The following is a 23,141-nucleotide window of genomic DNA, read 5'->3' as shown; positions in this document are numbered from 1 at the left end:
CCCTGATGTCGGTGGATCGATGTGGGTCTTGTGGGACGCTGACGCCTGGCTTACAATTCTGTAAGGCAGAACTTCATTCCTCAGGATAGAAAGCTAGGCGGTCCGCCCGGGTCGGGTCAACGCCTGGCAGGGCAATTGCGACCAAAGTTGCATCGGCAACGCGTCCGCGGCATGACGGGAGGACAGACATGGCACAGGATCGCGTCGAGGCCGTGGAACGGGCCCTGACGGTACTCGAGGCCTTCGACTCGCCCCAGGAGGCCTTCACCCTGGCCGAGCTGGCCGAGGCCACCGGGTTCTACAAGAGCACCCTGCTCCGACTGCTGGGCTCGCTGTCGCGCTACGACTATGTCCAGCGGGGCGGCGACGGGCGCTGGCGGCTCGGCCACAGCCCGGTGCGTCTGGCCCGCCGCCATGCCCCGACCCGGCACCTGGCGGCGCGGGTCCAGCCGCTGCTGGACCGCCTGGCGACCGATACCGGCGAGACCGCGGCCCTGCTCGAGGCGCATCCCGGCGACGTGGAGTGCCGCCTGGTGGCGCTGCCCGGCGCGGCGCTGCGCCACGACCTGCACCCCGGCAGCCGCTGGTCGACCACCACGGACGACGATCCGCGTCCGGTCCTGCCCGGCGGCTACATGGAGTGCCTGGCGCTGACGACCGGCCCCGACGAACCGCGGCTCTGGCTGTCGCTGTCGGGCCCCATGGGGCGCCTGGCCCCCGACGCGGCACGACGGGCTCTCGAGGCGGCGCACGGCGCCCTGGAGACACCGCAGGCCGAGGAGGAGACGAGCCCATGACGCTGCTGCTGGTGGAGGATGATCGCCTGCTGGCCGAGACGCTGATCGATGCCCTGCGCCTCGAGGGGCACGCCGTCGACCACCTGGCCGACGGCGACGCGGCCCGGGATCGCCTGGCCGGGTCGGAGCACGGCCTGTCGCTGGTGCTGCTGGACCTCAACCTGCCCGGCTGCGGGGGGCTGGAGGTGCTGGCGACGCTGCGCGCCCACGACCGCGACACCCCGGTGCTGATCCTCACCGCCCGCGGCGCCATCGAGGACCGGGTACGCGGGCTGGACCTGGGCGCCGACGACTACCTGGCGAAGCCCTTCGCCCTGGACGAGCTCGAGGCGCGGGTGCGGGCGCTGCTGCGCCGCCGCGAGCGCGGCCAGCTGTTGCAGGTCGGCCCGCTGAGCTTCGATGGCCTGGCCCAGCGCTTCGCCCTCGGCGACACGCCCCTGGCGCTGCCGCCCCGGGAGCAGCGCCTGCTGGCCTGCCTGATGCGTCACGCCGGCGAGCCGGTGGACAAGGCGCGACTCGCCGAGGAGGCCTTCCAGGACCAGCCCATGGGCGACAATGCCATCGAGGTCTACATCCATCGCCTGCGCAAGCGCCTGGGCGATAACGGTGTGGCCCTGCGCACGGTCCGCGGCCTGGGCTACCTGCTGGAGGCCACGTGATCCGCCGGGACAGCCTCTACCGGCGGCTGCTGACCTGGTTGCTGCTGCCGTTGCTGGCCCTCGGAGGACTGATGGTACTGCAGGCCTGGATGGATGCCCGACGCACGGCCGATCGTGCCTATGACCGCCTGCTCGAGGCCGCCACCCTGGCGATCGCCGAGCAGGTGCAGTGGCAGGAACAGCGCCTGTGGCTCGACCTGCCCCCCGCGGCCCTGGAGATGCTCGCCACCGACGCCGAGGAGCGGGTCTTCTATGCCCTCCACGATGCCCAGGGCCGCTACGTCACCGGCAACGCCGAGCTACCCGGCGACCCCCGAGAGGTCGGCGAGCGCGCCGATGGCCTGCTCTACCGCGATATCGTCTGGCACGGCCTGGCCTTGCGACAGGGCGTGCGCCGGGGGCGACTGGAGGACTGGCGACAGCGCGAGCGCTTCGAGGTACGGGTCGCCCATACCCGCGAGGGGCGCGAGCGCCTGGCCGCCGAGCTACTGCGGGGCAACCTGGCCTATATCCTGACCATGGCGGCCCTGGCGGTGGTGATCCTGCTGCTGGCGATTCGCGCCGCCCTGGCCCCGCTCACCCGCTTGCGCCGCGCCATCCGTGCCCGCGACCCGCGCACCCTGTCCCCCCTGGCGCTGAGCCTGCCCAGGGAGCTCGCGGAACTGCGCGAGACCCTGAACGACCTGCTGGCCCGCATGCGCCGGGTCCGCGCCAACCAGGAGCGCTTCATCGGCGATGCCTCCCACCAGTTGCGTACCCCCCTGGCGGGCCTGTCGGCGCGAGCCGAGCTGGCCCTGCGCCAGGACGACCCTGCCCGCTGGCGGGAGGCCCTCGAGGCCATGCACACCACCAGCGTGCGCACCTCGCGGCTGGCCATCCAGCTGCTGTCGCTGACGCGTCTCGACAATCCCGAGTACCGCCCCGAGCTGGCCTCTCTGGACCTCAACGCGCTGGCCCGCCAGGCCGTCAGGACCCACTGGAACGCCTGCCACCGGGACGCGGTCGACCTGGGCGTGGAGGCCTCTCCGGCGCCGGTGACGATCATGGGGCTCGACTGGCAGCTGGAAGAGGCGCTGGGCAACCTGATCGACAACGCCAGGCGCTATGGCGCCCGGCACATCACCGTGCGCACCCACGCCTCGCCGCCGACCCTGGAAGTGGAGGATGACGGGCCCGGGATCCCCGCCGAGCGCCGCCTGCTGATGCTGCGCCCCTTCCATCGCGGCAGCGATGACCACGAGGGTTCGGGCCTGGGGTTGGCCATCGTCGATGGCATCGCCCGCACCCATGGGGCCCGCCTGATCCTCGGGGAGGGCAGCGGCGCCCGCGGACTGAGGGTCACCCTGCGCTTCCCGGGAGACACGCCATGAGGACTCGTGCCGCCCTGCTGCTGCTATGGCTGTGTAGCGCCCCCCTCGCCGCGGCGCAGGAGCGTCTCCACTACCCGGCGCGCCCCGAGCCCGGTCAGGCCACGACGGGCCAACTGGTGATCCATGGGGCCCTCGACCTGGGGCATATCCGCCCCCTGCTGGCGAGCTTCCACCGGCAGCATCCCGACATCGCGCTGACCTACCGCAACCTCGACACCCTGCCACTGTACGAGCGCTTCCTGGCCGCACCGGACGAGGTCGATGTGCTGATCTCCTCGGCCATGCCCTGGCAGTACCGCCTGGCCAACGACGGCCATGCCCAGCCCCTCGACTCCGCCGCCGCCGCGGCCTGGCCGGACTGGGCCCGCTGGCGACAGGAGCTGTTCGCCTTCACCTTCGAGCCGGTGGTGATGGTGGTCCGCCGCGAGCTGATCGAGCGCTTCGGTCGCCCGGAGAGTCATGCCGACCTGCTCGCCCTGCTCCAGGCGCATGGCGACGCGCTGGCGGGACGAGTGGTGACCTATGACCCGTCGCGCAGCGGCGCCGGTTACACCTATGCCATCGAGGAATCGCGGCTATCGCCGCGTTACTGGGACCTGGTGGCCGCCTTCGGCCAGGCCCGGGCGCACCTGGTGGATACCACCGGCGAGATGCTGACGGGGCTGGCGGAGGGACGCTACTGGCTGGGCTACAACCTGCTGGGCAGCTATGCCCGCCAGGTGGTGGAACGGGACCCGGCGCTCGAAATGGTGATTCCCGACGACTATGCGCTGGTCACCCAGCGACTGGCGCTGATTCCGCGCCAGGCCCCTCACCCGAGGAGCGCGCGACGCTTCCTGGACTACCTGATCGGCCTGGCGGGCCAGCGGGTGATCGCCGAGCAGACCGCGCTGGGCGCGGTCCACCCGGGGCTGGACGGCCCGGGGACGGCGGACCATCTGCGCGCGACCCACGGCGAGGCCCTGCGTCCCCTGGCGCTGGGCCCGGGACTGCTGGCCACCCTGGATGATCTCAAGCGACAGGCCCTGCTGGCCCGCTGGCGACGGGAATTCTCGCGGGGCGGCGCGGCAGGCGACTGACGCGCCAGTCTCCGGCTGCCAGGCCGGACCGCGAATCAGCGCACGTAGCTGAGCTGGACGGGGGCGGTCCCGCGGCCGAGCATGCCGAGGGCACGGGCGGCCCGCTTGGAGAGGTCGATCACGCGACCCTTGATGTACGGGCCCCGGTCGGTGATCTCCACCTCGACCTGGCGGCCGGTATCGCGCCGCGTCACCAGCACCTTGGTGCCGAAGGGCAGGGTGCGATGGGCGGCGGTGAGGGCCTGCTGGTCGAAGGGCTCTCCGCTGGCCGTGGGGCGGCCCTGGAAGCGGTCGCTGTAGAAGGAGGCGATGCCCTTCTGGATCGTGACATCGTCGCGGGACTGGTGGGCCAGCGAATCCCCGGCACAGCCGCTCAACAGCAGCAGGAACAGGCCGAGACACAGCAGACGCCACCCATGAGGACGAGCCAGGCTCGCCTTGCGGGAATACACCATTCGTCACCTCACAACGACTTGTACGCCGATGTCGATCTCCCCGCGACGTCAGGCGCCTTGAGACGTGTCAGACGGCGTCGGGTGCTTTCCCTGCAACCAACCCCTGCTGCCGGCACGATCGTTGTCGAACCAGGCCAGCGCGTCATGCAACGTCACCACTGTGCCGACGATGATGAGTGTCGGCGGTCGAATGGTACCCTGCTCGATGGCCGGCGGCAAGTTCGCCAGGCTCCCCAGATGCACGCGCTGGCGAGCGGTGGTGCCCTGCTCGATCAAGGCGAGGGGGGTGTCGGCGGCCAGGCCATGGGCCTTGAGCTGCTCGGCGATGATCGCCAGGCTGCCGAGCCCCATGTAGAACACCAGGGTCTGCCCGGGGCTGGCCAGGGCCGCCCAGTCGAGGTCGCAGCCGCCATCACGCAGATGGCCGGTGATGAAACGCACCGACTGGGCATGATCCCGATGGGTCAGGGGAATGCCGGCATAGGCCGCACATCCCGAGGCCGCGGTGATGCCGGGGACGACCTCGACCTCGACTCCCGCGGCCACCAGCGTCTCGAGCTCTTCCCCGCCACGCCCGAAGATGAAGGGGTCGCCGCCCTTGAGGCGTACCACCCGCTTGCCGGCGCTCGCCCAGTCGAGCAGCGCCTGGTTGATGCCCTCCTGGGGCACGCTGTGGTCCGAGCGGGCCTTGCCCACGTAGAGCTTCCTGGCCGCGGGGTTGGCCAGGGCCAGGATCTCGTCGCTGACCAGGCGGTCGTGGAGGATCACCTCGGCGGCCTGGAGACGCCGCAGGGCCTTCACGGTCAGCAGTTCCGGATCCCCGGGCCCCGCCCCGACCAGGCTGACCCGGCCCGGCGCCAGATCGGAGACGGCCGCTGGCAGCCGCAGGGTGACGGGCGCCCGGGAATCGCTTGCGGCACTCATATTCCATGCATCCATGTTCGACGGGATTTAATATGCGATAAAGTAATTAATTTGTCGCCTGATTGCCACTAACGACTCTGCGCAAGCATATAACCACCGAGCCGCTCCCGGGCGACAGCCGCAACCCTCCCCCCGACCAACGACATCGCCCCCGCGGGAGCGGGGGCGATGGTATGGGACGATGGCGATGTCGGTCAGGCGTCGAAGGCGCGCTTGAGCCGCGGACTGGCCAGTTCGCCGACCACCGTGATCACGCCCAGCACCAGCAGCAACCAGGGCCAGTGGCTGCCGAACTGCAGCTTGGCGATGCCCAGGGCGTCGACGAAGATCATCAGGATTCCCAGCGGGCTGACGTAGCGCACCATGAACAGCCACAGGGCATGCCAGGCCGGCGACAGGCCCAGTTCCTCGCGGAAGGCCTGGTTCTTCAGCACGAAGCCGGCCAGCAGCACCATGCCCAGGCCGCCGAGCGGCATCATCCAGCGCGAGGTGAGGTAGTCCAGCCAATCGAAGAAGTGCTTGCCGGCGAGGGTCCACTCGGCCCCGAGGTTGAACGAGAGCATGGCCAGGGTGCTGATCAGCCACAGCACGATGCCGGTGCCCCAGGAGGCGGTGCGCCGCGAGATGCCCTTGTTGTCGGTCAACCAGGACACGGTGGCCTCGACCATGGAGATCGACGAGGTCAGTGCGGCCATGGACAGCATCACGAAGAACAGGATGCCGAACAGCGTGCCCAGCGGCATCGCCTGGAAGGCCAGCGGCAGGCTCATGAAGATCAGGCCCGGGCCGCTGGCCGGCTCCATGCCATTGGCGAAGATCACCGGGAAGATCGCCAGACCCGCCATCAGGGCCACCACGGTATCGGCCACGGCCACGCTCAGGGTGGTGCGGGCGATGGAGGCCCGGCCCGGCAGGTAGCTGCCGTAGGTGAGGATGGCCCCGGAAGCCAGGGACAGGGTGAAGAAGGCGTGGCCCAGGGCGGCCAGCATGCCCTCGCTGGACAGGCTGCCCGCGTCGAAGGTGAACAGGAAACGCAGCGCCTCGCCGAAGCCGCCGGAGAAGGCGCCATAGCCGATCAGGATGGCCAGCATCACGACCATGCCGGGCATCATCCAGCTGACGCTCTTCTCGATGCCGGCCTGCACGCCCTTGCCGACGATGGCCATGGTGGCGACGGTCACCAGGGTGCTCCAGAAGCCCAGGTTCAGTGGGCTCTCGTTGTTGGCGCCGAAGATCGCCGCCATCTCGTCGACGCTGGAGCCGGCCAGGCCGCCGCTGAGCATCTTCCACAGGTAGGCGAAGGACCAGCCGGCCACCACCACGTAGAAGGACAGGATCATGAAGCCGCAGAGCATGGCCATCCAGCCCAGCAGCGACCACACCGGGGAGGCCCCGGCCTCGCCGGCCACCCGGCGGATGGCATCGATGGGGCTGCCGCGGCCACGGCGTCCGAAGGCGATCTCGGTCATCATCACCGGTACGCCGACCGCCAGGATGCAGGCCAGGTAGACCAGCACGAAGGCGCCACCGCCATACTCGCCGGTGATGTAGGGGAACTTCCAGATGTTGCCGAGGCCGACGGCGGAGCCGGTCGCGGCCAGGACGAAGCCCCAGCGGCCGAGCCACTGGGTACGGGGTTGAGCGTCGTTTGTCATGTCACACCAGGGATCACGGAACTGTTGTTGTCACCCGCCACAAGGCTGCCCATTGTGACGGATTTTATCGTGAATGGGCAGGGAGACGGGGATTTGTTCTGGCTATCATCGCCCTGCCCGTCGATCCCGGCGGCAATTGCCGGGATCGGCGACGAGTGGATCAGTCGTCGGCCTCGAGCACGCCGCGCCGGATCTGGTCTTCCTCGATGGATTCGAACAGGGCCTTGAAGTTGCCCTCGCCGAAGCCGTCGTTGCCCTTGCGCTGGATGATCTCGAAGAAGATCGGCCCGATCACCGTCTCGGTGAAGATCTGCAGCAGCACCCCCTGGTCGGGACCGCCGTCCACCAGCAGGTTCAGCTCGCGCAGGTCCTCGAGGTTCTCCTCGTGGTTGGGCACCCGCGCATCGACCCTCTCGTAGTAGGTGTCCGGGGTGGTCAGGAAGGTCACGCCGTTGGCCTTCAGGGCCCGCACCGTGGCATAGATGTCGTCGGTGGCCATGGCCAGGTGCTGGATGCCCTCGCCGTTGTACTCGCGCAGGAACTCGGCGATCTGCGAGTTGTCGTCGGCGGACTCGTTGATCGGGATGTGCATCTTGCCGCACGGCGCGGTCATGGCCCGGGAGTGCAGCCCGGTCTTCTTGCCGGCGATGTCGAAGTAGCGGATCTCGCGGAAGTTGGCCACGCGGGTGTAGAAGTCCGCCCAGACATCCATCTGGCCGCGGTCGACGTTGTGGGTCAGGTGGTCGAGCACCGCGAGGCCCACGCTGTGGTCCTGAGGCGTGCGCCCGGGGATCGGCGCGAAGTCGATGTCATAGATGGTCCGGCCGTCGCCGTCGACCTTGTGGTCGACGAAGTACAGCAGCGAGCCCCCGATCCCCTCGACGGCGGGAATGCCCACCTCGCCTTCACCCACCGGGGTCTCCACCGGCCTGGCACCGCAGGCCACGGCATGCTCGAAGGCCTGCCTGGCGTCGGCCACCCTCCAGGCCATGGCGCAGGCACTGGGGCCGTGGACACGGGCGAACTCGGCGGCGTGACTGTCCGGCTCGGCATTCAACACGAAGTTGATATGCTCCTGCTGGAACAGCGTGACGGCCTTGGAGCGATGCTGGCGCGTCTCGGTGAAGCCCAGCTGGAGAAACAGCTGGCGCAGCGCCTCGATCCCCTCGGCGGTGGGGGCGGTGTACTCGACGAACTCGAAACCATCGGTGCCGATGGGGTTGGCGGTATTGACGGTCTGGCTCGTCTGGGCAGGGGCGTTCATGAAGACCTCCGGGTCGCGGGTGGTTGTCGTCGCTGGGATGCCCCCAGACTAGAGCGCCCCCGCCGCCACCGGAACGCCCCGCGGCCACGCCTTCCCCGCCTCGGGTGGCCGCCCTGGCCACCTCGACGTCAAGCATTCGTTACATCTCCGGCGAGCCCATGACTGGCCTCGCCGGGTCGGCAAGCCTGGCTGACAGGGCGTAAGGGATTCCTTACACCTCACCGCCGCCGGGTCGACGCAACAGGGTCTCGACACTCGCTACCTTGTCGTCCATGTGCTGCTCACGGTCGATTCGCGTGCCGAGCTTCAGGGTGGTGGTGATGCGCGGCGCCCCCATCGCGTGGACCGCCTCGTGGCAACGCTTGACCACCGCCATCACCTCGTCCCAGGGACCCTCGATATTGGTGCCATAGGCGTGCATGCGGTGCTCCAGGCCGGAGGCCTCGATGACCCGCTGACAGGCGGCCACATGGGACGAGACGGACACTCCCACACCCAGCGGGACCACGCAGAGATCGATGATGACGTGCATGAGGTTTTCTCCTCGTTGAAGCGGACATCGGCATGAAGATGCGCAACTGAATCAGTGGTCTATGATGAAGGGGAATGCGGTTACGCCGCCAGTATCCGGCATCCAGCCACTGCGGGACCAGGAGGACTCCATGACCAGTGACTCACGCCTCGGCCCTGTTGCCCTGCCCGATACCCGGGCCCGTCACGTTGTCGAGAAGTTGCTGGATGGCTCCGGCGTGAGGCTCAATGGCGACGCCCCCCAGGACATCCGCGTCTACCATCCCGACTTCTTTGCGCGCATTCTCCACCAGGGCACCCTGGGGCTCGGCGAGTCCTACATGGATGGCTGGTGGGACTGCGAGCGCATCGACCGGATGGCGAACCTGATGTTGTGCCATGGCCTCGGCGGGCACTCCCAGAGCCCTTCCGAGCGACTCATGTATCGGCTGCAGTCCGGGTTCTTCAACCTGCAGAGCCGTGCCAGGGCCTACATCGTCGGCGAGGCCCACTATGACCTGGGCAATGATCTCTTCCGGCGCATGCTGGATGACACCATGTGCTATTCCTGCGGCTACTGGAAGGACGCGAACAACCTCCACGAGGCCCAGAAGGCCAAGCTCGAGCTGGCCTGTCGCAAGCTCGACCTGGAGCCGGGCATGCATGTCCTGGATATCGGCTGTGGCTGGGGAAGCCTGGCCGAGCACGCCGCACGGCATCACGGGGTTCATGTCACCGGCATCACCATCTCACGGGAGCAGGCCGAGCTTGCCCGGGAGCGCTGCAAGGGCCTGCCCGTGGAGATCCTGCTCGAGGACTATCGCGACCTGGAGGGACGCTTCGACCGCATCGTCTCCATCGGCATGTTCGAGCATGTCGGCCACCGCAACTACGAGACCTACTTCGAAACGGTCAGGCGTCTGCTGCCGCCGGAGGGGCTCTTCCTGCTGCACACCATCGGCTCCAACAACTCCGAGATCAGCGCCGACCCCTGGATCAATCGCTATATCTTCCCCAACGGCGTGCTGCCCTCGGCCATGCATATCGCCAAGGCCAGCGAAAAGCACCTGCTGATGGAGGACTGGCAGAACTTCGGCGCCGACTATGACCGCACCCTGATGGCCTGGCTCGCGAATTTCGATGCCCACTGGCACGAGATCGCCGATCGCTACAACGAGCGCACCCGGCGCATGTTCCGCTACTACCTGTCCATGTGTGCCGGCGCCTTCCGCGCCCGCAACCTGCAACTCTGGCAGGTCGTCTTCTCGCTGGGCCGCCCGGGCCGTTACGACGCGCCGCGCTGACCGGGACACGCCAGGCGCCGGCGCCTGTTCCGGCTCACCACTCGGCCTGTCCATGTGTGCCGGTGCCTTCCGCGCCCGCAACCTGCCACTCCGGCAGGTCGTCTTCTCGCTGGGCCGCCCGGGCCGATACGACGCGCCGCGCTGACCGGGACACGCCAGGCGCCGGCGGCGCCTGTTCCGGCTCACCACTCGGCCTGTCCATGTGTGCCGGTGCCTTCCGCGCCCGCAACCTGCCACTCTGGCAGGTCGTCTTCTCGCTGGGCCGCCCGGGCCGTTACGACGCCCCGCGCTGAGCGGGACACGCCAGGCGCCGGCGGCGCCTGTTCCGGCTCACCACTCGGCCTGTCCATGTGTGCCGGTGCCTTCCGCGCCCGCAACCTGCCACTCCGGCAGGTCGTCTTCTCGCTGGGCCGCCCGGGCCGTTACGACGCCCCGCGCTGACCGGGACACGCCAGGCGCCGGCGGCGCCTGTTCCGGCTCACTACTCGGCCTGTCCATGTGTGCCGGCGCCTTCCGCGCCCGCAACCTGCCACTCTGGCAGGTCGTCTTCTCGCTGGGCCGCCCGGGCCGTTACGACGCCCCGCGCTGAGCGGGACACGCCAGGCGCCGGCGGCGCCTGTTCCGGCTCACTACTCGGCCTGTCCATGTGTGCCGGCGCCTTCCGCGCCCGCAACCTGCCACTCCGGCAGGTCGTCTTCTCGCTGGGCCGCCCGGGCCGTTACGACGCCCCGCGCTGACCGGGACACGCCATGCGCCGGCGCCTGTTCCGGCTCACCGCTCGGCCTGTCCGTGTGTGCCGGCGCCTTCCGCGCCCGCAACCTGCCACTCCGGCAGGTCGTCTTCTCGCTGGGCCGCCCGGGCCGATACGACGCCCCGCGCTGACCGGGACACGCCAGGCGCCGGCGCCTGTTCCGGCTCACCGCTCGGCCTGTCCGTGTGTGCCGGCGCCTTCCGCGCCCGCAACCTGCCACTCTGGCAGGTCGTCTTCTCGCTGGGCCGCCCGGGCCGATACGACGCCCCGCGCTGAATGACGCCTCGCGAGGGACAGGCGCTTCCGCAGGGCGGGGGAAGATACCTCGGGCGCCTGGCGACGCCATCACGCTCCGACGAGCGCTCCCACAGCATCGTGCTCTCCACCGGGGCATCGGGCCGGCGTTCCCGTAGGGTCGCATCGCCAGGAGCTGATTAGCGCGACAACAAATGCACCAAAGGGAGGGTAAAGAGCGCCAATACCGGTAAATTGTCGGCGATCTCCTACAACGGATGGTTAGTGTCAGCCTCCTGCCCCCCCTGTATCATGTTGGCCTTGTTAAGCTGATAAAGAATGACATTGTCCTTCCGGCTGTCTGAAAAGCGGCAGGAAATAATGTTGCATCTTCCTGTACGCAGCAGGAACGACAAGGACTACGCATGCCTTCGATCGATGTCATGCCGTGTAGGGGACGACCGGAGCCGCAGCGGGTTCTCGAACTGGCGGAACAGCTGCCCGGGGTGATCTTCCAGCTCCACCGCGGCGAGGACGGGCACCTGCACTTCCCCTACCTGGAGGGGAGTGGCACGCGATTCCTCGACCTGGACCCTGGCGTGCTGGCCGGTGACGCCCGTCCGGCCCTGGAGCGCGTCCACGACGACGACTATCCCCGGCTGATGGCGGCCATCGAGCGCTCGGTGCGCTGGTGCACCCCCATCGCCACCAAGTTCCGCCTGATCGTCCCGGGCGGGCACTGTCGCTGGATCGCCGTGCGCGCCCAACCCCAGCAGATCGAGAGCGGTGTGCTCTGGCACGGCATGATGCTCGACATCAGCGAGCAGGTGGTCGAGGAGCAGCGCCTTCGGGCGCTATCCGACACCGACGCCCTCACCGGGCTGGCCAATCGCCGCAAGCTGCTCCAGCGCCTGGACGAGGAGATCTCCCTGAGCAACCGGCATGCCACGCCGCTGTCGCTGATGATGCTCGACCTGGATCATTTCAAGGCCATCAACGACACCTGGGGGCACCTGCAGGGGGACGAGGTGCTGGCCTCGCTGGCGGGTCACTGCCAGGGGCTGCTGCGCGAGGAAGACCTGCTGGCGCGACTCGGCGGCGAGGAGTTCGCGCTGCTGCTGCCGCTGACCCCGCGAAGCCACGCCGAGCGACTGGCCGAGCGGTTACGCGAACACATCGCCACGCAGGACTACGGCATGGGGAGCGGCCGCGTCACCGTGAGCATCGGCATCGCCGAGCATCGCGTCGGCGATACCCGGGATATCCTGATGAAACGCGCCGACGACAGCCTCTACCGGGCCAAGCACCAGGGCCGCAACCGGGTGGTGAGCAGCCACTGAGCCCCCGGCAGCCCACTACGCCTTGTCTGACAACTGCCTGTGCTCGCCCATCCGGCGTTGACAATCGGCTCGTGCGCGAGCCCGGTCAAAGTACTCATTTACACCGCGCAAACTCGCACGCGAGCCCGGTCCGTCTTTTGACTCGCGACCTCCATGTCGCTCGCTCTGCGAGCAGCGGAGCTGCCCAAATCGACTGTCCTTGCCGATTTGTCACCGATGTTTGCCTTGTGACCCACATGGATGTGGGAACTGCGTTGGCCCGCCGGGAGCGGGCCTAGCCCTGGCCATCGCTCGTCGACTCTTCAGACGAGGCCTAGTCCGTCAGGGCCGCCATCCAGGCGGTCTCGAGGGACGAAGACAGCGGCTGCCCGCCCAGTCCGGCCACCGTCGCATCCTCCAGCCATTCCTGATCGACTCCGCGCGTCCAGTCACCGGCCGGGCGCTGCCCCTCCTTGCCGGTCAGGCGATGCAGCGGATGGCCGCCCTCCCCCGCCAGCGCCGAGGCCATGGGGTCGAGCAACGCGGACAATCGCAAGGCGGGCAGCTGCGCCTTCAGGCGCCGATAGATCCGCAGCCCCTCGGGGTCGAGATCCCCCCAGTAGGTCGGCGACGGCAGGCTGAGCAATGCCGTCAGCGCGTGGGACAGCCCCTGCTCGCCGACCAGGCGCACGGCCGCCGGGTCGAGCATCGACTCGCCAAGCGAGAGACCGTAGCCGAAGCTGCACACCAGGGCGAGGCGGCGATCCAGTCCGACCCGGCAGGCCTGGGCATAGCTCTGCGGGTTCTCGATCAGCAGCAGGCCCTCGGGCGCCTCGGGCATGGCGGCCAGCAGCCACACCGGCGCGGCACGGAAGTCACGCGGCTCGATGCCGAAGCTGCGCACCAGTTCGCCCGGCAGGGCCTCGAGCAGCTTGCTGCTGCCCAGCAGGTAGCGGGCACTGGCGACCTTGGCGCTCAGGCCATAGGCGTCGGGCAGGTCGGCGGCGAGGCGGCGCAGGCCCTGGGCCAGGCGGCGCTGGTCCGCCAGCGACCAGTCATCGAGGCGGCGCTCCAGGGCCAGGCCCCACGGGAGGGTCTGGTCGGCCGTCAGCCCCAGGGAGGCATCGGGATGGACCATCCCCTCGCGCAGCCGGTGGCACTCGCCCTCCGACAGGCCGAGCCGAACCGGGACACGGTGCCGCAGGGCCTCGGGGGCATCGAGGATGCCGAAGCGGGCCAACTCGGCCAGGGCCTGCCACCCCGCCAGCTGCGAGTCGCAGATGCCTTCCCGGCACAGGCGACGCACCAGGGTATCGCTACGCCAGCGTCTCGCTCCCCGGCGCCGGTACTGCCGGCACCAGTCCGCCTCCAGCCAGGCCTGGACGGCCCGGGCCGCCTCGCCGGTCGTGCTCATGTCGCTGCCTCCGTGACATGGATGCCGAACAGGCTCGCCTCCCCCTCACCTCTCCCCAGGGACTCGGGGGCGGCCACTCGCCCGTCGCGGACCATCACGTGTCCGCCCTGCCCCTGCACGCCACCGATGACGCTGCCCACCAGATAGGTCGGGAAGATCTCGGCATCGTTCTCGTAGTTGGGATTATGGATCAGCCCGATCATCTGGAAGCGCCCGCGGGTATTGCGCAGCGACTCCAGGGAATCCTGGATCAGGCGGCGATGGGAGAGCTTGGAGAACAGGCCATCGAGCAGGATCACGCTCTCGCGGCTGGCCCGGGCGCGGCGCTTGTGATGCCCGGGCAACTCGCGCAGCTCGCGCTCGATGGCGAACTCGGAGAGCTTGACCAGCCACATCAGCGACACCGCCTCGCGCTGGCCCTCCGACATCGCCTCGTTGAGCGAGAACAGTCGTCCATGGGGGCGGATGGCATCGTGCTTGAGGCGGATCGCCACGTCGTGGAAGAGGCCGCGATAGATACGCCGGCGAATCTGCCCCAGCAGCTCGTCGTCGCGCCGCAGCGCCTCGCCCTCGGCCAGGCCGCCGTCGCGCTCGGCACGCCGGCGCAGGGCCGCCTGGTGCTCGTCGATATCGGCCAGCAGGGTGACGATCAGCTCGCGGAGCTGTTCACCGCCGATCAGCCCGGCCCTGACCTCGAAATAGGCGCCGGCATCGCCATCGCGACGCTCGCTGCCACGCCGGGCCACGCGCTTGAGGATGTCCAGGTTGCCGGCGGCATCGCCGATGATCGAACTGAGCCGCTCGACCAGGGTGCCCTCGATCTGGTCGCGGGAGCCCTGCAGGCGTGCGACCCGGCCGCGATGCTCCGCCAGCTGCTCGTCGAGCTGGGCATGCAGGCCGGCCAGATCGGCCAGGGCCGCCTCGGTCACCCCCTGCAGGGACGCCAGCCGGGCCCGCTCGGTCTCGTTGAACAGGCGGCTGTGGGCACTCTCCTCCAGGGCCGCGGTCAGGGCCCGCTCGACCTCGGCCACCTGGCGGGCCTGGCGCTCGCGTTCGCGCGCCCGCTCGCCGAGGTTCATCTCGCCGAGGGCGTCGAGCAGCGACTGCTGGCAGCCTTCCAGATCGACGAGCTCCATCGCCTCCGCGCCGCCGGCGAGGGCTCGCCAGCGGGCCAGCGCCGACTCGCGCGCCTCGGCCTGCGGGGCGTCCGCGGGCCAGCTGGACTCGCTCGGTGACAGCGGGTCCCCGAGCCGCCGCGCCCAGCCCTCCGGCAACTGGCGAACCGCCTCCAGCCAGGCGATGCCCAGCTGGTCCACCCAGCCCAGGGCGGCCTGCTGCTCGGTCAGGCGCGCCTGGACGTCGCGGCGTTCGCGGTCCTTGGCCTTGCGCGCCTCCCGGGCCTCCTTCAGTCGGCGCTTGAGGTGGGCAAGATCGCGCTCCAGGGCCTGGCTGCCGCCGCTGGCATCGCGCACCGCCAGGTAGGCGCGGATTCGTTCGAAGTCGAAATCGGCACGCCGGCTGGCCCGCGCCTGGGCCGCCTCGAGGGTCGCCTGGCGCGCCTCGGCCCCGGCCATGAAGGCCGGCCCCTCCTGGCGCTCGTACTCCGCCAGGGCCTGGAGCCGGTCCCGCTCGCCATCGGCGAACAGGCCCTGCAACTGGCCCTCGAGATCGTCGAGTCGTCGACGCGCCGCCTCCAGGGCGTCGGCCGCGGCCGCCCGTCGCGTCTCGGCCTGCTGCCACTGCTCATCGAGACCGGCCAGGCGCTCCTCCAGCTCGGCCAGGCGCTGTGCGCCCCCGGCATCGGCGAATCGCTCGGCGGCCAGCCAGGTGTCGCCGTGGGCCTGGAGCTCCCGGGCGGCACGCTCGCGGGCCGGCTCGGCCTCGGCCAGGCGCGTCTCGGCGGCGAGCGTCTCCTCGGCGGCTTCCTCGAGGGCGATCTGGCCACCCTCCTGGAGAAACCGCTGGTAATCATCGATGCAGCTCAGGGCATCCTCGGTCAGCCGCGGGGCCAGCGCCTGGCGACGTGCCTCGAGGGCCTCGCGCTGGTCCCCCAGCCGCGGCAGCGCCGTTTCGACGTCCGCCTCGTCGGCCGCCAGTGCCTGGTGGGCCAGTGCATGGCGCTCGCCGTGGGGGTCGAGGCGATGACACTCGGCCGCGAGCGCCTCACGACGCTGACGATCCGCGTCCAGGCGCCGCTGGGTGGCCGCGCGCAGGGCCTCCAGGTGGCGCGGGTCCAGGGCGGCCTTCACCGCCAGGGTCTCGATCCCCTGGATCGCCCCCAGCGGCGACGCCTCTGCCACCAGACACTCGGCGAGACGGTCGCGCTCGACTACCGGTACCGCCAGCCCCGCCTCGACCAGGGCCTCGGCCGCGGCAATGGCGGCCTCGGCGCCCTGGACGACCGGTGCGAACAGCAGGCCGGCGGCCTGGGCCAGCCAGTCCCGGCGCCGTTCCTCGGGGTGCGCCGGATCGTTGAGCACCCCATGCAGCGGTTGCCAGGCGATCCCGGCGGCGTCCAGGCAGGCATGGGCCTCGGCTTCCACGGCACGGCGCTCCAGCGGGTCGCGATTCAGCTGTTCCAGGTAGGCCTCGCGCCGGGCCAGCTCGACCTCGAGCTGCTCCGCCTCGGCGAGCAGCCGCGGATAGCGTCGCCGCGCGTCCCGCAGCCAGTCCGTGGGAGCCAGCTCGCTGAGCTCGGCGAAGGCCAGGCGTGCCGCCTGCAACTCCCGCAGCCGCGCCTCCTCGGCCTCGAGCCGGTGGGCCTCGTCGGCGAGGGTACGCGACTCGGCGTGCAGGCGGTCACGCAGGTGGACGGGCTCGTCCTCGCCGTGGAGGCGGCGATAGTGCCCCGCGGCCTCGGCCAGCGGCGTCAGCCGCGCCCGACGCCGCTCGGCCTCCTCGCGTTGCCGCCGCGCCTCGCGACAGGCCTCGTCGAGCTCGGCCAGCGCCGCCTTGCGACCGGCCCAGAAGCCGGACACCGCCTCGTCGGGCCAGCCGCGACGGAAGGCCTCCCAGGGTGCCCGTCCCTGCTCGAGGGGGGCACGCTCCCCGGCGAGCCGTTGACGCTCCCCGTCGAGGCGGCCAAGCGCTTCACGCGCGGTCTCGACGGCGTCGGCGGCGCTATCGCGTTCGACCGTCGCGGCGTGGCGCGCCGCCTCGAGGGTCGCCTGGCGCTCCCGCTTCTCCTCCAGCAGCGCCTCCGGGTCGAGCCCGGGGTGCTCGCGGCGGAAGGCGTCGTGCCACTCGGCGATCCGCGAGAGCTCGCCCACCCGGGTGGTGTGGTCCAGCAGCGCCTGCCGGGCCGAGGCCGCCTCGGCCCGGCAGGCCTCGGCAGTGGCCATGGGCGCTTCCAGCTCGGCCTCGTCGAAGAGCCCCTCGGACAGGGCCTGGGTGAAGAAGCTCTGGTTGTCGACGAACTCGCGCTGGCGGGACGCTAACCCCTCGCGCTGCTGGTCGAGCCGCTCGGCCTCGTCGTCGAGCCGCGCCAGGTCGCGGTCCAGTTCGGCCAGGTAGTGCCGGTCGGCGATCACCTCGTCCCGGAAGCGGTTGCCATCCAGGGCCTCGAAGGCCTCGGCCCCCTCCTCGAGGGCCGAAACGGCACGATGCCGGGCGCCGTCGTCATCGAAGGCCAGGCTGCCCGCCAGCCAGTCCCGGGCGGCCTCGAAGCCCAGATGGGCGACGTCCCGGCCGGCGACCCAGGGCGCCTCGGGCAGATGGATCAGCCGGCGATGATTGTCCACCCTCAGCCCCTGGTCGGCGAGCAGCTGGCGCAAGCGGCGCTCGCCGAGGCCGCTGAGCCGCGACAGCAGCCACACCGAGACCCGGGGGCGGCCGGTGTCACCGGCGCCCCAGGCAAACCCCGCCAGCCGCTCGGCCTCGTCACCGTCACTCGGCCGCTGCGGCACCCCCGGCAGGCCGCTCAGCGCCTGGCCGCCGAGCAGTCGCTCGCTGGCGGCCAGCCCCCGGTCCAGCGCGGTGAGCCGACCACGCGCCTCGACCAGTGCCTCGCCCCGGGCGGTCAGGCCGGCGAGGCAGTCCACCTTGTCCCCGGTACGCCGCTGGTCGCGTTCCGCCTCCTCGAGGCGGTGGCGCAGCTCGGTGATATTGGTCCCGGAGTTGAGGATGACCTCCTCGATCAACTCCTCACCCTCGTCGGTCTCGCCGCGGGTGGCGCCGGAGAGAATTTCCGGGGCCAGCACCTCGAAGAAGAAGGCCTGGTCGGCCTTCTCGCCGGCTCGCGGGCGGATGGCGTTGAAGATCTGGCTCTTGTCGGCGCCACCATCCTTCTGGAAGGCGGCGAGCTGCACCAGTTCCCGGCGCGAGACATGCCCCCCCACCGCCTCGAGCCACTCCTCGCGGTTGAGCGTGAGGCGCACGCCCTGGCGGCCCATGGCCGTCTTGACGTCGCTGTTGGCGTAGAGCGCCAGCTTGCCGTCGGCGGTCTGGTGGTGCACCGGGACGTCTTCCAGCCGGCCGGTGTAGTGATAGAAGGACAGGCCGCTGCCGTCGCTGTAGCCGTAGAAACCGAAGACGAAGGTCTCGCCGGCGACCTCCTCGCCCGCCGCCGCCAGCATGTCCTCCTGGCCGCCCTGGCCGCTGCGCGAGCGAAACTCCACCCGCAGGTGGCTCCAGCTGCGTCCCTGGCCGGCCACCTGGGTCGGCGAGCACTTGCGGCGGGTTCGCGTCAGCAGGGTCTTGTCACGGGACAGCAGCCCGATCAGGGCTTCGGCCAGGGTGGTCTTGCCGAACCCATTCTCCATGCTGATGGCACTCGACTGACCGCGCAGGTCGAGCAGCAGGTGGCGCATCTTGGCCTCCCAGGGGGACGCCACGTCGCCATGCTTGTTGAGCAGGTTGGCCACCTCGATGCGGTTGATCACGCTCATGGCTTGCCCTCCTCGGCACGCGCCTCGGCCAGGGTCCTGTCCTGGCCGAAACCATTCTCCCTACTGATGGCACTCGACTGACCGCGCAGGTCGAGCAGCCGGTGGCGCCTCCTGGCCTCCCAGGGGGACGCCACGTCGCCATGCTTGTTGAGCAGGTTGGCCACCTCGATGCGGTTGATCACGCTCATGGCTGGCCCTCCTCGGCACCCTGTTCCGACCCGACCTCGTCCTGGGCAGTGCCCGGCTCCTCGAGCCGTCCCTCGGCCAGGGCCTGCAGGTGCCCCAGTTGGTGAATGCCGACCTGCTCGCTCTCCAGGGCGCCGAGCAGGGTCTGCTGCCAGACCTCGCCGCCCTCCTCGGCGGCCTCGCGCAGGGGTTCCAGCAAGCCGGCGCGGACCTGCAGGTCGATGAAGGCCCGCACCCGCCGGCTGATGTCCTCGCCGCGCTCGTCGAGCAGTGACAGGTTGGCCTCCGGCACCGTCTCGCCCAGGCCGCGCAGGGCCTCGAGCTGGTCGCGCATCAGCTCCACCAGCTCGGGCGCCGAGAAGGTCGCCTCCTGGTAGCGGCTGACGTCGGACAGCGCCCGGTTGTAGCGGGTGTAGAGCAGAGTGTGCATCAGCAGCCACAGCTGCAGGTACCACTGGGCCAGCTCAGCGCGGCTCTCCTGTCGCAGGCGCAGGGCATCAAACACCGGCTCCCGGGTATAGAGCGGTGGCTGCTCGAGCTCGGGGTCGGGCAACAGCGCATAGTAGCGTGACCCCGGGGTGATGCCCGGGTAGTCGCCGGCCTCCAGGACCCGCAGCCGCAGGCCCTGCCCGGCCAGGAAATCGCGCAGGGCCTCGCGCTCGGCATCGCTGGCATCGTCGATCAGGGCGCAGACATCGCGCTCGGAGAGCTGGCCTTCCCGGGCCGCACGGCGCTTGCGGCCGCTGCCCGGCTGGCGTTCGGCGCTGCGGTAGCGCAGCAGGTAGGCGACCACCTCGCCCATCTCGGTCATGTTCATTGCGGAGCTTCCGGTTGCGTGGCAAGGGGCGACCCGTCGGCCGCGGTGGCGAGCCTCAGGCTGGGCGTCACGTGGCCCTCGATGCATCGGCCGTCGGGCAGGTCCAGCCGGAAGGGCCGGGCCTCGATACCCACCGCCAGGGCCTCGTCGAGTTGCTGGGTATCGACGAAGACGTTGAGCAGCTGAGGCAGGCAATCGGCCTCCTCGAAGCGGTGCCAGCCCTCGGCCAGCGCCTCGGGCAGCGACAGCGGTTCGCGCGCCACCCGGCGCCGCAATGCTGGCCCCCGGGCCTCGAGGAAGCGCGCCAGCAGCGGGTCCTGCGGGCGGGCGTCGTCGGTCTCGTCGAACACCAGGGCGGCATGGCTGGTCTCGGCCCGGCGCGTCTCGAGCAGCGGCAGCAGCGGCGCCAGGCGCGGCACCGCCACCGCCTGGTGGAAGGGCATCATGCGCTTGACCAGCGCCGCCTGCAGCCTCGGTTGCGGCGAGGCGGTCAACAGGGCCCGGGCCAGGCCGGCAAAGTCGACCACGCCCATCGACTGGACGCGCCCCTCGGCGATATCGGCGAGCAGCTCCGAGAGGCGCCGCGACAGGTTCTCGATGGCGGTGAGCACCCGACCGATGGCGCCGGACAGCATGCGCAGGTCCCAGTCCTCGGCCTGGGCCTCGCGCCAGGCCTCGAAGCGTTCCATCAGCCGCGGCGTGCCGAGCTGTGCCCGGGCATCGAGCAGCGTCTGCTGAATGCTCGACAGGGCATTGTGATAGTGCCGCTCGTTATCCAGCAGCGCCGAGAGCTTGCCCTCCCGGGTGGGGTTCTCGCGGACCCGGCGCAGTTCCTGGGTCAAGGCGCGAATGGCCAGCAGGATCTGGTTGGTGATATCGGGTATCCGCGCGAAGTCGCCCCGCGCCAGCGCCGCCAGCACCTTGGCCGCGTCGTACTCGGAATACAGCAGGTCCTCGACCTGGCCGGCCAGGGTCACGGCCTGGCGGCCGCTGGGCGTCAGGCGCACCTGGCCGGTCTGGCCCTGCTTCTCGATCAACGCCGTGCGCTTGGTGCTGCGTGCGCCGCGCGACGCCTGCTCGGCTGCCGGGGGGGCCTGTCGCACGTCCGGTGTTGGGGACGACTGGCGAAAGTGCAGTTCGCTGGGCGTGGCCAGCAGGTTGATGACGAACGCCAGGTCGTCGTGTACCAGATCGGGATAATAGCTCTTCAGCCAAGCCAGGCAGCGGGCCTGGGAAACGAAGGCGCTGTTGGTGGCAAAATCGACATCGAGCAGGTGTTCCAGCAGCAGGCAACCGAGATCCAGCCAATAGCCGTCACGCCAGCCCCGTCGACTCTCCTGGCTGACCTGCACGAAGGGCGAACCCGGCTCGTGGGCGCTGTCATGCAGGTCGATCAGCCGCGTGGTGGCGACGAGCAGCTTGCTCCATGCGGTCATGTGACATCCTTGGGGCCCGTAAACGGCCCATTATGCCAAGGGGAGGCGGTGCGGGTCATCGCTCCTGCCAAGGTGTATCCTGTGGCCCCCCCTTGTGACGGCCCAGGAGCGCGCATGACCGCCATCGACCAGACCCTCGAGCGGGTCTTCGGCTATCCCGACTTCCGCCCCGGACAGCGCCCGGTGATCGAGGCCGTGGTGGCCGGTCGCTCGGCGGCGGCGATCTTCCCCACGGGCTCCGGCAAGTCGCTGTGCTACCAGCTGCCTGCCCTGCACCTGCCCCACCTGACGCTGGTGATCTCGCCGCTGCTGGCGCTGATGCAGGACCAGCTGGACTTCCTGCAGCGCCACCATGTCCCGGCCGCCAGCCTGGCCTCCGGCCAGAGCCGGGAGGAGGTCCAGGCGGTGATGGAGGGGGTGACCCAGGGACGGATCCGCGTGCTGATGGTCTCGGTCGAGCGCCTCAAGAACGAGCGCTTCCGGGCCTTCATCCGCCGCGTACCGCTGTCGCTGATGGTCGTCGACGAGGCCCACTGCATCTCCGAGTGGGGGCACAACTTCCGCCCGGACTATCTCAAGCTGCCCGAGGTGCGCCACGAGCTGGGCATCCCCCAGGTGCTGCTGCTGACGGCCACGGCCACTCCCAGGGTCATCGACGACATGTGCGCGCGCTTCGCCATCGCGGCCTCCGACGTCACCGCCACCGGCTTCTATCGCCCCAACCTGGACCTCCAGGTGGCGCCGGTACCCGCCGACCAGCGTCCCCGGCGACTGGTCGACTGGCTGCGCCCCCGCCTCACCCAGGCCACACCGCGACCCAGCATCGTCTACGTGACCCTGCAGCAGACCGCCGAGCGCATCGCCGCCTACCTGCAGGCCGCCGGCCTGCCGGCGGTGGCCTATCATGCCGGGCTCGACGCCGAGACGCGCACCCGGCTGCAGGACGATTTCATGGCCGGCCGGGCGTCCTGCATCGTCGCCACCATCGCCTTCGGCATGGGCATCGACAAGGCCGACATCCGTGCGGTGGTGCACTACGACCTGCCCAAGTCGGTGGAGAACTACAGCCAGGAGATCGGCCGGGCCGGCCGCGACGGCGCCCCCGCCGAGTGCCTGATGCTGGCCGGCGGGGATCACCTCAACGTGCTGGAGAACTTCGCCTACGGCGACACGCCGGAGCGCGGCGCCATCGCCCGGGTCATCGAGACGCTGCCGCCCGCGGGCCAGGCCTGGGAGTTCACCCTCAACGCCCTGTCCGGGGACAGCGATATCCGCCCCCTGCCGCTCAAGACCCTGCTGGTGCAGCTCGAGCTGCGCGGGGTGATCCGGCCGCGCTACAGCTATTTCGCCGAGTACCGTTTCCGGCTGCTGGAGGACGCCGAGACGCTGGTCGGTCGCTTCCAGGGCGAGCGTCGCGCCTTCGTGGAGACGATCCTGGCGGCCTCCTCCCGGGCCCGGACCTGGTACAGCCTGGACTTCGCGGCGCTGCAGCGGCTGGGCGGCGAGCGCGGCCTGGACACCTCGCGGCGGCGGGTGATCACGGCCCTGGATTACTTCGTCGACAAGGGCTGGCTGGTGCTGGAGACCCGCCAGATGACCGAGGTCTTCGAGGTGGTCGAGCGCGGCGATGCCGCGGCCCTCGTCGCTGCCCTGCATGACTACTTCGTCGACAAGGAACGCGCCGAGATCGAGCGCCTGCACGCCATGCTCGCGCTGTTCGAGACCGAGGGCTGCCTGACCCGGCGCCTGGCGGACTGGTTCGGTGACACCCGCGCGCCCGAGCGCTGCGGCCACTGCTCGGCCTGTCGCGGCGAGGCCGCCCGCTTGCCGACACCGCCCCTGCCTGCCACCCTCGACGCGCTCGACCCCCAGCGCCTGTGCGCGCCGCTGCGGCATCGCCTGGTCGAGGCCGGCGAGGGGGACGCCGCCACGCCGGCCCTGCTGGCCCGCTTCCTGTGCGGGCTGACCTCGCCGCGCCTGACCCGCCACAAGGCCCGGCGCCTCGACGGCTTCGCGGCGCTGGAGGCCTTTCCCTTCGCCGAGGTACGCGACTGGCTGGGGGGCCGCCTGGCGGGATGACG

The 23,141-nt window shown here is 70.3% G+C and carries 17 protein-coding genes; 7 read left to right on the top strand and 10 right to left on the bottom strand.

What is annotated here, in order from left to right; all coding sequences use genetic code 11:
- Positions 1–188 precede the first annotated feature (188 nt).
- Genes QWY76_RS02425 through QWY76_RS02410 form a run of 4 tightly spaced genes read left to right on the top strand, consistent with a single transcriptional unit; the run spans position 189 to position 3,905 of the window.
- On the top strand, positions 189–797 hold the full coding sequence (locus tag QWY76_RS02425; RefSeq protein ID WP_290309516.1) for a helix-turn-helix domain-containing protein: 609 nt from the start codon (positions 189–191) through the stop codon (positions 795–797).
- Positions 794–1,456, top strand: a complete 663-nt coding sequence (locus tag QWY76_RS02420) for a response regulator (protein ID WP_290309515.1) — start codon at positions 794–796, stop codon at positions 1,454–1,456. Before QWY76_RS02425 ends, QWY76_RS02420 begins: the two co-directional genes overlap by 4 nt.
- Entirely contained in the window at positions 1,453–2,826 is a 1,374-nt protein-coding gene (locus QWY76_RS02415) for a sensor histidine kinase (RefSeq protein ID WP_290309514.1), read from the top strand. The genes QWY76_RS02420 and QWY76_RS02415 overlap by 4 nt, the downstream gene beginning before the upstream one ends.
- Positions 2,823–3,905 (top strand): ABC transporter substrate-binding protein, encoded by a 1,083-nt coding sequence (locus tag QWY76_RS02410; RefSeq protein WP_290309513.1) that lies wholly within the window; start codon positions 2,823–2,825, stop codon positions 3,903–3,905. Before QWY76_RS02415 ends, QWY76_RS02410 begins: the two co-directional genes overlap by 4 nt.
- A 35-nt stretch (positions 3,906–3,940) precedes the next feature.
- On the opposite strand, the gene QWY76_RS02405 is transcribed toward QWY76_RS02410, so the two are convergent.
- The 5 genes from QWY76_RS02405 to QWY76_RS02385 form a co-directional block, all read right to left on the bottom strand.
- Entirely contained in the window at positions 3,941–4,360 is a 420-nt protein-coding gene (locus QWY76_RS02405; RefSeq protein ID WP_290309512.1) for a septal ring lytic transglycosylase RlpA family protein, read from the bottom strand.
- 48 nt (positions 4,361–4,408) lie between these two features.
- Positions 4,409–5,284 (bottom strand): uroporphyrinogen-III C-methyltransferase, encoded by an 876-nt coding sequence (gene cobA / locus QWY76_RS02400; protein WP_290309511.1) that lies wholly within the window; start codon positions 5,282–5,284, stop codon positions 4,409–4,411.
- A 194-nt stretch (positions 5,285–5,478) separates the two neighbouring features.
- Positions 5,479–6,939 (bottom strand): sodium-dependent transporter, encoded by a 1,461-nt coding sequence (locus tag QWY76_RS02395; protein WP_290309510.1) that lies wholly within the window; start codon positions 6,937–6,939, stop codon positions 5,479–5,481.
- A 160-nt stretch (positions 6,940–7,099) separates the two neighbouring features.
- Positions 7,100–8,203 (bottom strand): 4-hydroxyphenylpyruvate dioxygenase, encoded by a 1,104-nt coding sequence (gene hppD / locus QWY76_RS02390; protein ID WP_290309509.1) that lies wholly within the window; start codon positions 8,201–8,203, stop codon positions 7,100–7,102.
- A 211-nt stretch (positions 8,204–8,414) separates the two neighbouring features.
- Positions 8,415–8,735: an MTH1187 family thiamine-binding protein gene (locus tag QWY76_RS02385; protein ID WP_290309508.1), complete on the bottom strand. Its 321-nt coding sequence runs from the start codon at positions 8,733–8,735 to the stop codon at positions 8,415–8,417.
- Positions 8,736–8,865: 130 nt separating this feature from the next.
- On the opposite strand from QWY76_RS02385, the gene cfa reads away from it, so the two are divergent.
- Both cfa and QWY76_RS02375 read left to right on the top strand, forming a co-directional pair.
- Positions 8,866–10,017 carry a cyclopropane fatty acyl phospholipid synthase gene (gene cfa / locus QWY76_RS02380; RefSeq protein WP_290309507.1) on the top strand — a complete coding sequence of 384 codons (1,152 nt, stop codon included), beginning with the start codon at positions 8,866–8,868 and terminating at the stop codon, positions 10,015–10,017.
- A gap of 1,410 nt (positions 10,018–11,427) precedes the next feature.
- Positions 11,428–12,342 carry a GGDEF domain-containing protein gene (locus QWY76_RS02375; RefSeq protein ID WP_290309506.1) on the top strand — a complete coding sequence of 305 codons (915 nt, stop codon included), beginning with the start codon at positions 11,428–11,430 and terminating at the stop codon, positions 12,340–12,342.
- A 313-nt stretch (positions 12,343–12,655) separates the two neighbouring features.
- Here the strand turns inward: QWY76_RS02375 and QWY76_RS02370 are convergent, their stop codons facing one another.
- From QWY76_RS02370 to QWY76_RS02350, 5 genes are read right to left on the bottom strand one after another with little or no spacing between them, the layout of a single operon-like run.
- Positions 12,656–13,735 (bottom strand): Wadjet anti-phage system protein JetD domain-containing protein, encoded by a 1,080-nt coding sequence (locus tag QWY76_RS02370; protein WP_290309505.1) that lies wholly within the window; start codon positions 13,733–13,735, stop codon positions 12,656–12,658.
- Complete coding sequence (locus QWY76_RS02365; RefSeq protein WP_290309504.1) at positions 13,732–18,621, bottom strand: hypothetical protein; 4,890 nt, start codon at positions 18,619–18,621, stop codon at positions 13,732–13,734. Before QWY76_RS02365 ends, QWY76_RS02370 begins: the two co-directional genes overlap by 4 nt.
- Positions 18,618–18,809, bottom strand: coding sequence for a hypothetical protein (locus QWY76_RS02360; protein WP_290309503.1), 192 nt, complete (start codon positions 18,807–18,809; stop codon positions 18,618–18,620). Before QWY76_RS02360 ends, QWY76_RS02365 begins: the two co-directional genes overlap by 4 nt.
- A complete protein-coding gene (locus QWY76_RS02355) occupies positions 18,806–19,624 on the bottom strand; it encodes a hypothetical protein (protein ID WP_290309502.1) in 819 nt (272 codons plus the stop codon). Before QWY76_RS02355 ends, QWY76_RS02360 begins: the two co-directional genes overlap by 4 nt.
- The gene (locus QWY76_RS02350) at positions 19,621–21,060 is read right to left on the bottom strand and encodes a hypothetical protein (RefSeq protein WP_290309501.1); all 1,440 of its coding nucleotides are present in this window, start codon (positions 21,058–21,060) and stop codon (positions 19,621–19,623) included. The genes QWY76_RS02355 and QWY76_RS02350 overlap by 4 nt, the downstream gene beginning before the upstream one ends.
- Positions 21,061–21,174: 114 nt before the next feature.
- Here QWY76_RS02350 and QWY76_RS02345 point away from each other — a divergent pair, with 114 nt between their 5' ends.
- Complete coding sequence (locus tag QWY76_RS02345; protein WP_290309500.1) at positions 21,175–23,139, top strand: RecQ family ATP-dependent DNA helicase; 1,965 nt, start codon at positions 21,175–21,177, stop codon at positions 23,137–23,139.
- The last annotated feature ends 2 nt before the right edge of the window (positions 23,140–23,141 follow it).

The sequence above is a fragment of the Halomonas maura genome, assembly GCF_030409305.1.
Classification (GTDB): domain Bacteria; phylum Pseudomonadota; class Gammaproteobacteria; order Pseudomonadales; family Halomonadaceae; genus Halomonas; species Halomonas maura.
This window is presented reverse-complemented; position numbering and strand designations above follow the sequence as displayed.

Bases quoted from the DNA above. Each gene is read 5' to 3' on its own strand.
- QWY76_RS02350 (WP_290309501.1), bottom strand. From the start codon at position 21,060: ATGACCGCATGGAGCAAGCTGCTCGTCGCCACCACGCGGCTGATCGAC.
- QWY76_RS02375 (WP_290309506.1), top strand. From the start codon at position 11,428: ATGCCTTCGATCGATGTCATGCCGTGTAGGGGACGACCGGAGCCGCAG.
- QWY76_RS02355 (WP_290309502.1), bottom strand. From the start codon at position 19,624: ATGAACATGACCGAGATGGGCGAGGTGGTCGCCTACCTGCTGCGCTAC.
- cobA (WP_290309511.1), bottom strand. From the start codon at position 5,284: ATGAGTGCCGCAAGCGATTCCCGGGCGCCCGTCACCCTGCGGCTGCCA.
- hppD (WP_290309509.1), bottom strand. From the start codon at position 8,203: ATGAACGCCCCTGCCCAGACGAGCCAGACCGTCAATACCGCCAACCCC.
- QWY76_RS02370 (WP_290309505.1), bottom strand. From the start codon at position 13,735: ATGAGCACGACCGGCGAGGCGGCCCGGGCCGTCCAGGCCTGGCTGGAG.
- QWY76_RS02405 (WP_290309512.1), bottom strand. From the start codon at position 4,360: ATGGTGTATTCCCGCAAGGCGAGCCTGGCTCGTCCTCATGGGTGGCGT.
- QWY76_RS02425 (WP_290309516.1), top strand. From the start codon at position 189: ATGGCACAGGATCGCGTCGAGGCCGTGGAACGGGCCCTGACGGTACTC.
- QWY76_RS02420 (WP_290309515.1), top strand. From the start codon at position 794: ATGACGCTGCTGCTGGTGGAGGATGATCGCCTGCTGGCCGAGACGCTG.
- QWY76_RS02345 (WP_290309500.1), top strand. From the start codon at position 21,175: ATGACCGCCATCGACCAGACCCTCGAGCGGGTCTTCGGCTATCCCGAC.
- QWY76_RS02385 (WP_290309508.1), bottom strand. From the start codon at position 8,735: ATGCACGTCATCATCGATCTCTGCGTGGTCCCGCTGGGTGTGGGAGTG.
- QWY76_RS02395 (WP_290309510.1), bottom strand. From the start codon at position 6,939: ATGACAAACGACGCTCAACCCCGTACCCAGTGGCTCGGCCGCTGGGGC.
- cfa (WP_290309507.1), top strand. From the start codon at position 8,866: ATGACCAGTGACTCACGCCTCGGCCCTGTTGCCCTGCCCGATACCCGG.
- QWY76_RS02360 (WP_290309503.1), bottom strand. From the start codon at position 18,809: ATGAGCGTGATCAACCGCATCGAGGTGGCCAACCTGCTCAACAAGCAT.
- QWY76_RS02365 (WP_290309504.1), bottom strand. From the start codon at position 18,621: ATGAGCGTGATCAACCGCATCGAGGTGGCCAACCTGCTCAACAAGCAT.
- QWY76_RS02410 (WP_290309513.1), top strand. From the start codon at position 2,823: ATGAGGACTCGTGCCGCCCTGCTGCTGCTATGGCTGTGTAGCGCCCCC.